General features: G+C 53.6%; 7 protein-coding genes. All 7 read right to left on the bottom strand.

Going from position 1 to position 9,550, the window contains the following annotated elements; all coding sequences use genetic code 11:
- Nucleotides 1-1,940: DUF5682 family protein (locus tag AQR02_RS09180; protein WP_425339966.1), on the bottom strand; the 1,940-nt coding region annotated here is incomplete at its 3' end.
- A complete protein-coding gene (locus AQR02_RS09175; protein ID WP_054940307.1) occupies nt 1,940-3,043 on the bottom strand; it encodes an AAA family ATPase in 1,104 nt (367 codons plus the stop codon). The genes AQR02_RS09180 and AQR02_RS09175, both read right to left, overlap by 1 nt.
- A 47-nt stretch (nt 3,044-3,090) precedes the next feature.
- On the bottom strand, nt 3,091-4,935 hold the full coding sequence (locus AQR02_RS09170) for a HEAT repeat domain-containing protein (protein ID WP_054940306.1): 1,845 nt from the start codon (nt 4,933-4,935) through the stop codon (nt 3,091-3,093).
- A gap of 53 nt (nt 4,936-4,988) precedes the next feature.
- On the bottom strand, nt 4,989-6,428 hold the full coding sequence (locus AQR02_RS09165) for an SWIM zinc finger family protein (RefSeq protein WP_054940305.1): 1,440 nt from the start codon (nt 6,426-6,428) through the stop codon (nt 4,989-4,991).
- 314 nt (nt 6,429-6,742) lie between these two features.
- A complete protein-coding gene (locus tag AQR02_RS09160) occupies nt 6,743-7,345 on the bottom strand; it encodes a response regulator transcription factor (RefSeq protein WP_054940304.1) in 603 nt (200 codons plus the stop codon).
- Nucleotides 7,342-8,481: a sensor histidine kinase gene (locus AQR02_RS09155; protein ID WP_054940303.1), complete on the bottom strand. Its 1,140-nt coding sequence runs from the start codon at nt 8,479-8,481 to the stop codon at nt 7,342-7,344. Before AQR02_RS09155 ends, AQR02_RS09160 begins: the two co-directional genes overlap by 4 nt.
- Nucleotides 8,482-8,631: 150 nt before the next feature.
- A partial coding sequence (gene desA, locus AQR02_RS09150) for a Delta(5) desaturase DesA (RefSeq protein WP_245237246.1) occupies nt 8,632-9,550 on the bottom strand: 919 nt, incomplete at its 5' end.

Genomic DNA, 9,550 nt, shown 5'->3' with positions numbered 1-9,550 from the left:
GCATAGCCGGAGAGCCGCGGATTGCGGTCATCCCGTTCGGAGAGCAGCAGCAGCTCCTGCAGCCATAGCTTCTCATCCAGGGTATCCCCATGCTCAAGGGATATCCCGTTTAGCTCATTCATAGCCGTAAGCATAGCGCCTGCAGCTTCATCGTTGCAGCCGCTGGCATCCAGCAGGAACAGGCAGCCGCGGCGGAACAGCTCTTCCAGCAGAGGCATCAGCGGGGCGGTTTCGACCTTGCGGATGTCTCCAAAGCTAAGGATGGTTGACAGTTCACGGGCCGCAGCAGCCATGCCTACGACATCCCTGCTGAGAGCTGCCAGGTTCTGCAGCACCCGGCTGCCTTCCTCCATCTGCGATGTCATCGCACATTGACAGGCGATCCGGATCAGCGCCGAAGCTTCCGCTATGGATCGGCACTCCTGCAGCTTCTCCCGCAGCACATAGGCTGCAGCCACCTCCACTGTCTCGCCCAGTAGTGTGGATTCCACCACCTGGATTTCCACCTCAGGCGACCACTGAATGACCCAATGCTCCGCCCAGGTGGCACTGTCCTGGCTGCTTGGCCGGTTCTTGGCAAAGACTATTCCCAGCAGGTTCAGCAGGTGGAAAAGAACCGAACGGTGAAGATCCAGATAAGCGGCTTCACTGCTAGATACTCTGCGGTTCTCCCGGAGGTCAAGCTGCAGCTCGCTTGCAACTGTGGATTTGTATTTCTCCAGCTTGTAGGTCTTCAGCAGCCGGTTCAGGTCATCCTGAATCGGTGTCTGGCTGACGCCTTCAGCGAGAGAACCGATCGCTGTACCAACATCCACTCTCGCCAGCGGCTCCGCTATAGCTGCAAGATCGCCATGCCCGAGCAGTGTCTGTGCGGCATCGCGCAAATCCCGCAGGGTTGGCCTGCTGCCGCCGTGCAGCGCGGCCAGCGACTCCGCCAGCCTGACCGCCTCAATGACCTCGGCTGTAGAACGATAAGTGCCGCCGCTGCGCACATGGCTGGCCACCGAGGACAGGTAGCGGTGCGGCAGTTCCTCCGGCCGCCCCGCTTCAATCGTCTCCCACATCATTTCGAAGTAATGCGGAGCGGCGTTGCCAGCCCCATAGCCGGACATTGTAGACAGCTTATAATACGAATAAGGCATCAGCGTCAGCTTGGTACTGCGGGACGGCAGGGCTGCCAGCTCCTCGTCACTCATTGGCGCCGCCTGGCCGGCAAGTGCAGAAGCATGATAAGCTCCGCAGATCACTACAATTTTGCCCGGCTCATGTCCGCCTGCAATTGCAGCCTGAATCTGACGGCTCATATAAGCTTCGCGCAGCGCATTATAGGCATATTCCGACGGCTGTTCCCGCAGCTCCTTCTCCTCACCAAGCTCACGCATCTGCGAGGAGAAGGACAGGATGGAGGTCAGATAGGCACCGGCACTCGCATTATGCTCAAAGTTACGCTCCCAATACATATCATAATCATATTCACCGGCAAGCTGGGCGATCCGGCTGTACAGCGATTCTTCGTCTTGAACCTCAACATTGGAAGGTTCACCCGATGGATCGGCAGCAGGCACTGCTTCCCGTACAGCGGTTCTCCCCCGGTTCATGGCATCCTGCAAACCGAGCGTTACCGAAGAAGGCAGATCAATAAATGCAGCTGCAGCACCGTGTGTCTTAGCCCATTTCATTGCCTGATATTCGGGTGAATAGACGGCAAACGGCCAGAGCACCGTCCGTACGGGCAGTTCATCAGTAAAGGCCAATATCGCGACTGGCGGTTTAGTCGCCCCTTGGGTCAGATGTGTAATCTCCCCGGTTGCATCGCTTGGACCTTCGATCAGCACCGCCGTAGGCTGAAGCTCATCCAGATATTCCAGCAGATGCTGTGCGCCGCCGGGAGACAGATGCCGCACCCCGAAAATATTCACTCCAGCTTCAGCAGCCTTAATCACTCGTTCATCTCCTTACAGGCCTGATACAGGCCGCGCCACTCCGTTCCTTTTTTCTTCATGACATTATCCAGATATTCCTTCCAGACCAGCTTATCCTTATCATCATCCTTGACGATAGCCCCCTGAAGGCCCGCAGCCAGATCACTGTCAGTCAGCTCACCGTTGCCAAAGCTTGCAGCCAGCGCCATGCTGTTGGTCAAGAGGGAAATCGCCTCTGCGGTGGAAATTACCCCGGCCGGCGTCTTCACCTTCTCCTTCTTGTCGAGCGTCATGCCGCTGCGCAGTTCCCGGAAAATCGTCACAACCTTTAGCAGGGCATCATCCGCCGGTACGGCAGACTGAAGCTCGTAGGAGGATGCAATCTCAGCAACCCTTTTCTTGACAATGGACAGCTCTGTTTCAAGATCTGAAGGTGCAGGCAGTACGATGATATTGAACCGCCGCTTCAGCGCAGCGGACATTTCATTGACCCCGCGGTCTCTGGTGTTAGCTGTGGCAATGATCGAGAAGCCTTTGCGGGCACCGGCCTCCTTGCCCAGCTCCGGTACGGAGATGGTCTTCTCCGAAAGGATGGAAATCAGCGCATCCTGCACCTCGGAGGCACAGCGGGAAATCTCCTCGAACCGGGCAATTCCCCCGTCCTCCATCGCCCGCATAATCGGGCTTTTGACCAGCGCCTCCGGGGTCGGCCCGTTCGCCAGCAGCATCGCGTAGTTCCAGGAGTAGCGCACATGCTCCTCACTTGTACCGGCCGTCCCCTGAACTACCAGCCCGGAGTTGCCATAAATCGCCGCAGCCAGATTCTCGGACAGCCAGGATTTAGCCGTTCCCGGTTCTCCGATCAGCAGCAGCGCCCGGTCTGTGACCAGCGTAGCGACGGCCATTTCGATCAGCCGCGTGTTGCCTATATATTTCGGGGTAATGACCTTGCTTCCGGCCTTACCTCCGGCGATGAATGTGAATACTGCACGCGGTGACATCTGCCAGCCTGCCGGAATTCTGCCCTTATCCTCCCTGCGCAGTGCTTCAAGCTCCTCCCGATACAAAACCTCTGCAGGCAGCCGCATATAGTCCTGAAGCTGCTCTTGTCCCGTTGACATGTACACCTCTCCTTTGTGTAAACCGTTAATTCAATTTCCGAAGTCCGCTATTTCTGTCTCTGCAAATGATTCAGAAGATATTCCAGCTGTGTTTTGCATTCATAGCGGAAATTAGGTGCAACAGCCTCGATCCGGCTAATGTAGCTTGAAGGAAAGCGGAGCATTAAATCAAATAAATTATATGGAATCATATACGGGTTATACTGTCTATCCTTCTCAAGGATGGACATCAGCAGCTCCTGCCGTTCCGGCTCTGCCATGCCTCCACGTTCCAGTCCCATAAATAGATGGGGCATGAAATCGTGTCCTCTCCGTTTACCGCTCTGCTCCTGAAGTTTACCCAGAAGATAATTACGTGCGGCTGCCGAATCCGGCCGGGCAAAGGCACACACCAGATCCAGCGCGTCCTGGTCAATGAACCAGTCGAGCCAGCGGGGGTCCCAGGCTGCTGCAATCTTGTCAGCAGACAGCATTTCCCTCCAGATTTGCTGGCGGTCTCTGTAGGAATCCCAGGGAACCTCGTACACAACGCTTTCAGCATTCATAATCTGCCGCTCCAGCGTTTCCAGCAGCTGTTGGTCACGCTTTGCCGCTTCTTTCGATACTTTAGATTTCAGCCTGCTCATCATTGTTCCGCCGAACTGCTTATAGAGCTCCTTTGCACTCAGCAATTGCTGCGCCGCACGGAAATAGTGAGGTAAATAACGCGAATTACGCTGCTCCAGCTCCTGCAGAAGTTCCAGGCCCTCTTCTGAAGAAGCCCTTTCCTCATAATAAGCTGCCTGATCCAGCAGAGGCAGCCATCCTAAAGCGATAAACGTTTCATAATTCTGTATCACAAAGCTGTATACTTGGTCGAGCAGCGGATTTCGTGCTTCCTCAAGCGCGGTTAAATAAGGCTGAATGCTGGCCCAGACGTTCTCGTTCTTTTTCTTGTCGGTATTGTCCTGCTGTAAGGCTTCCTGAAGCTCCTCCATGAATCGCACGGACAGCCGCTCTCCAAGCGGAGCGGAAGGCCATTTCGCAATCGCTTCGGCTGCAAGTGCCCGGTCTTTCTTCCCGGCAAACGCCTCAAACAGCCGTTCCCTGCCCTCCGGCGAGCCGCCGGCAGCCAATGCTGCATATGCGGCCTCACGGATCGGCTTCTTCTTATCGTTCGTCCATTCCAGCAATGACGGCGTATACGCCTCATGTCCGGCCAGACACCCGATAGCTGCAACACGGACATCATCGCTACCGTTCTCAGCTGCCTTAAATATCTCAGGAAGCAGCTCCGGCCCGCCTGCCTCTCCGATCACCTGCAGCTTGCGTACATCGCTCTTCCCGCCGGAAGGATCGAATTCCCGTATGAGATAATCAGCGATTGCGGAGCCGTAGGATGGCAGAATCTGCTTCATGGCAAATTCAGCGATCTCGGCATACGGGTCACCTAAGGAACCGATAGCCAGCGGCAGCAGGCGCAAATCTTGAAATATCCCCTCATTGAACGCTTCTACTACCGTCTCATATCTGCCGCTGCCCGTTGTGGTCAGCGCCTGCCGGACGGCAGCCAGCTTGCGGTAAGATACTTTGGTTTCCAGGGTGAAGCTGCTGCGCGGCAGCTCGCCTGGAATACCGGCAGGTGATGTAGCGCCCTGTGTATAGAGCACAGACTCCAGCAGAAGGTTCAGCTCCTGCAGCTTCACCGCCGGAGCAGCCTCCCCCGCACTCTCCTGCTTAAGAAGGGCCGCCACGCCTTCACCGAGCCGCTTAAAGACAGCTGCCCGCTCACCCAGCTGCTGAAACTGCGGCAGCAGGCGTTTCAGGCGGAAGTCGTCTGCCGCCAGGTCACTGCCGGCAATATAAAGCCTTCTGACTTCCTGATGAAGCTCTTGTAATAATGCTGTACTCATGGGCAGTCCCCCCTACTCAAAGGTATACGATAATTAATATTCATAAAGTTTGCTTAGTATAGAAGACGCATAATTCCCTCATCAGTGATGACGCTTAGCGGCTGGGCAACCAGCCTGCCCTGGTCCAGTTCATGTTCTAACATCACCAGTAGCGAGCAGCCCTTGAGACTGGCAGGAGGCAGGAATGGCAGCAGCTGGAGTGTACCCTGGGGCAGTGAGGAGATATCCCCCAGCACAAGCTGCCCGCCGGCTTCATCCGTTATGACATATTGGCCGTTCTCTGTCACTCCAAGGCTTGCTGCATATAGAAGCAGAACCGGTTGCTTATCGCCGAGCGGATTCTTTAACTGATTTTTCACACTCTTGATTGCTTCCGCGAAGCTGCGGTGTGCATGCACCCGAACCTGAGCCAGGTCTGCCGGAATGACCGGTCTTGCTGTCATCTCTTCATAACGTACCCGTGCATTGAGTTCCCCGGGATATTTGTAGAGCAGCGGAATCTTGGCTACATCAAAGCAGCTGTCATCCTCCCGCAGCAGCTTGGCTGCTTTGTAAGGGCGATAGTGTACAGTCTTGTGGATCCTGCCGCCGGCCATGTCCAGCCAGTACCCGAGATCGACGAATTCCTGCCGTGCCTGATCATCATAGCTGTAGAAGGCGAGCTGCAGCAGTTCAACATCTGCCTCTGTAAGCCCGTACTCCTTCAGTTCTGCCAGCTGCCAGGCGTGGCCCAGCCATTCATCTATGGTTGATTCATAATCCGGCGCAAGCTCCGGGTCCTCGCTTCTTGCGGTCAGATAACTCCGGCCTTTCTTGATGAAGGCATGCAGCCGTGTCAATTGCTCCACAGCATATGTATAGCTCTGCTCACGGTCCTGCCCCTTTCCCAGCAGCAGCGCGAACCGGCGCAGTTCAATCTGCGCACCGGACAAATAATAGTTGCCCAGCTGTTTCACATGTTCCTGAACCGACTTAAGTGTCTTGGCATCAATCGTGGACAACCCGCCGCGGATCAATGAAAGCACCAGCTTCTCTAACAGATCCAGCCCTTCAAGCTGGGCTGATATTTTTTTCTTAAGTGCTGATTTATTAAGTTTCTTCGGTTTACTCCCGCCGCCTTCAGCAGCCTGCTTCACCTTGTTCTCTTCCCGTTTCTCGGCCTTTTCGCGTTTGGCTGCGATCGTCTCAGGAACTTGTGCAGGCGTAAAGGACTGGCCTTCCACATAGGCATACAGCAGACCCAGGGTGTGCTTGCAGGGAAATTGCCGGCTCGGGCAAGAACAGCGGAAGACAGGGTTCTCCGGAGCCACAAAATCAACAGAGCATTCATACGGTGTCTTCCCGCTTCCCGCACATTGCCCGAAAAGCAGCTCTCCGTTCTCTGAACGGTGAAGCTGGATGAAGCTTTTTTTGCGTACCAGCCCCTGTCCATTCTTGATAGCGGCGGCATTCGGTGCTAACGAATCTACATAGGATGAAGTAAGTTCAGGCAAATCAGATTCCTCCCGACTGGTTTAACTGAATTAAACAGAATACCTGGGCAAAATTGGAACATGATCTCTATTACCCAAGTACAGGGAATAAGATCACATGTTTGCATTAATCTTAGCAAAAATCATTTCCGCTTCCAATCTCAACCGCCTCCAAATGGTAAAAACAGGAGAAAGGAACTAGATATATTAGCTTATCCAAGAAAATCCGCGCAAAAAAACAGGGCAGACCTTGGCGGTCCCCCGTGATGATCGGGTGTAACTGTACATTCCGGATGACAGCTCCACCTTATGATGAAATATATGCGGATCCCCGCTTACTTAAACCAGCCTTTTTCCTTAAAACGTGTAATGGCCTCAATCCGGTTGCCTACATCCAGCTTATCAAGAATAACTGAGATATAGTTGCGTACCGTTCCTGTTGTAATGTACAGCTGGCTCGCGATTTCCTTGGTATTTTTGCCGTCGGCAATCAGTCCGAGCACTTCCTTCTCCCGCTGCGTCAGCGGATTGGCTTCACTGCTGTAAGCCTCATCCATGAGCTCAGGTGCATAAATCCGTCTGCCGGCCATTACACTGCGGATGGAGAGGGCCAGCTCTTCACTGGGGCTGTCCTTCAGCAGATAGGCGTCCACTCCAGCCTTCACAGCGCGCTCGAAATAGCCGGCCCGGGCAAAAGTGGTGAGAATCATGACTTTACAGCCGGAATTCTTCAGGGCCTCCGCTGCTTCGAGTCCGGTCATGGCAGGCATTTCTATATCCATAATACAAATATCAGGCGTATGCAGCTTCACCAGCTTTACGGCTTCCTCACCGTTGGCCGCACGCCCGACCACCTTCATATCCTCTTCCAGATCAAGCAGCGAAGCCAGTGCACCCAGCAGCATGCGCTGATCCTCAGCAATTACTATCTTTATCATTCCTCTTTCCCCTCCTGCTCCAGCTGCCGGATCACCGTAGGCACCTTAACCACTATGGTTGTCCCGCTGTTCTGCACAATCTCCATGCTTCCGTTCACAAATTCAAGCCGTTCCCGCATGCCTTGCAAGCCATGGCCTTTATCCTCCGGATTTGAGGGTTTAAGGCCCCTACCGTTATCAGCAACCTTGATGACCAGATCCGTCCGTGAAGGCTCGATCCCAATCCGGCAGTGCGTGGCCCCGCTGTGCTTCACCACATTCGTCACGGCTTCCTTAATGCACATGCTAAGCACATTTTCCGTAATCAGTGAAGTATTTGTCAGCTTAGGGCTGCCCTCCAGCTCGAATTCAATTTCTGCCGCCTGCAGAAACTGCCGGATCCGCACAAGCTCATCTTCCAGCCGGATGCCGCGCATCTGCGTGATCATTTCACGGACCTCTTTCAGCGCGCTTCTGGCTGTCTGGCGGACATCATTGATCTCCACGACCGCCTGAGCCGGATTTTTGCTGATCAGCTTGCCGGCCAAGTCACTCTTTAGCCCGATAAGCGACAGCTTCTGGCCCAGGGTATCATGCAGGTCGCGGGAGATCCGCTGACGCTCCTCCATGATGACCAGTTCGGAAATCCTTTTATTGGCATCTTCCAGCTGTCCCTGCAGCTTATCCTGATTATTGCGGTTATAGGTTGTGGCGGGAAGCAGTACTACAGCAATGATACTCACCAGCACAAACGGCAGTTGCGACAGGAATACCGGATTTCGGGTAATCAGCTCGTAGTTGATGGCTACGATGGTCGTCAGCAAATGGATCGTGTACATGGTGAAGAAGCCGCCGCGGTTCTGGATATTACCGATAAAAAAGGCCAAAAACAGTGCAAAATACATATAACCGAACATCAGCGTCATCGTAATGGATACGATAATCTGCACACTCGTCCAGAAATAAACAACCCATCCCTTAGATTTGAAGGCGAGTACGTAACAGGCAAAAAACATAATAATCATCACAATTCCATATACCCATCGATCCATCGAAGAGGAGCGGAAAATGGAGTAAAACGGAAGGATGTAAAAAACAACCCATACATAAGGGCTCAGACCTGTACTTTTATGAAAAATATGATGCCACTTCTGCATGTCAGCCATCCTTTTAGCCAGTTAGATTACCCCCATTTTAGCATAAAGCTGACGTTAACCGGCAATTCCCGGAAAAAAAGAGAAGAAGCCGCACCCGCTGGATAATTCTCCGGGACTGACTTCCTCTCCTGACTGCGCACGCGCAGCATACTATTTGGCCTGGAGTTCCGGATTGCGCACTTTCAGCCCCTCTACCGAAGGCAAAGGATGACGCAGCCGGGCTTTGATCTCCTTGAAGCTTACAAAACCTTTATTCTCCTCATCCCACAGCCGGAAATGGAGCGCCTTTAGACTGGTTCCGATGGTGATTGTCGTTGCTTTCTGCAGCGGCGGTGTAGCGTTATGTGCCAGCTCAAGGTTATAGTTCGGCACCTTCGGGCTTAAATGATGCACATGGTGAAAGCCGATGTTGCCGGTGATCCATTGCAGAACCTTAGGCAGCTTATAATAAGAGCTTCCTTCCACAGCAGCCATCACATAACTCCATTCCTCTTCATGCTCAAAGAACGTATCCTCGAACTGATGCTGTACATAGAACAGCCAGATGCCGAGAAAGCCGGAGACGAACACGATTGGCAGCTGTACCAGCAGGAAAGCCTCCCAGCCGACCGCCCAGATCATCGCCCCGTACAGAGCCGCAATCAGGATATTGGTCAGATAAGTATTCATGCGCTCTTTACGTCTTGCACCCTTGGCATTGAAGCGGTATTGAATCAGGAATACTGCAATCGGACCGGCGCCGAACATGACCAGCGGATTGCGGTAAATCCGGTAGTATAAGCGTTTAAGCGGAGTCGCCGCAATATATTCATCCACAGTCATAATCCAAATGTCGCCGATGCCTCTTTTGTCGAGGTTGCTGCTGCCGGCATGATGGATCGAATGGCTGTGCTTCCACTGGCGGTAAGGCACCAGGGTCAGCACCCCTGTAAGCGTACCGAGAATATCGTTGGCTTTCCGGTTCTTGAAGAATGAACCATGACAGCAGTCATGGAAAATAATAAAGGTGCGGATTACGAAACCCGCTGCCGGTACTGCGAACAGCAAGGTCAGCCAATAAGATACAGAA

It is taken from the genome of Paenibacillus ihuae, from assembly GCF_001368795.1.
GTDB lineage: Bacteria > Bacillota > Bacilli > Paenibacillales > Paenibacillaceae > Paenibacillus_AQ > Paenibacillus_AQ ihuae.
The sequence above is the reverse complement of the archived record's forward strand: the minus strand, read 5'-3'. Positions and strand labels throughout refer to the sequence as shown.

What these genes read in the sequence shown, in the direction of transcription:
- AQR02_RS09175 (WP_054940307.1), bottom strand. Translation starts at nt 3,043, where the DNA reads ATGTCAACGGGACAAGAGCAGCTTCAGGACTATATGCGGCTGCCTGCA.
- AQR02_RS09170 (WP_054940306.1), bottom strand. Translation starts at nt 4,935, where the DNA reads ATGAGTACAGCATTATTACAAGAGCTTCATCAGGAAGTCAGAAGGCTT.
- AQR02_RS09160 (WP_054940304.1), bottom strand. Translation starts at nt 7,345, where the DNA reads ATGATAAAGATAGTAATTGCTGAGGATCAGCGCATGCTGCTGGGTGCA.
- AQR02_RS09155 (WP_054940303.1), bottom strand. Translation starts at nt 8,481, where the DNA reads ATGCAGAAGTGGCATCATATTTTTCATAAAAGTACAGGTCTGAGCCCT.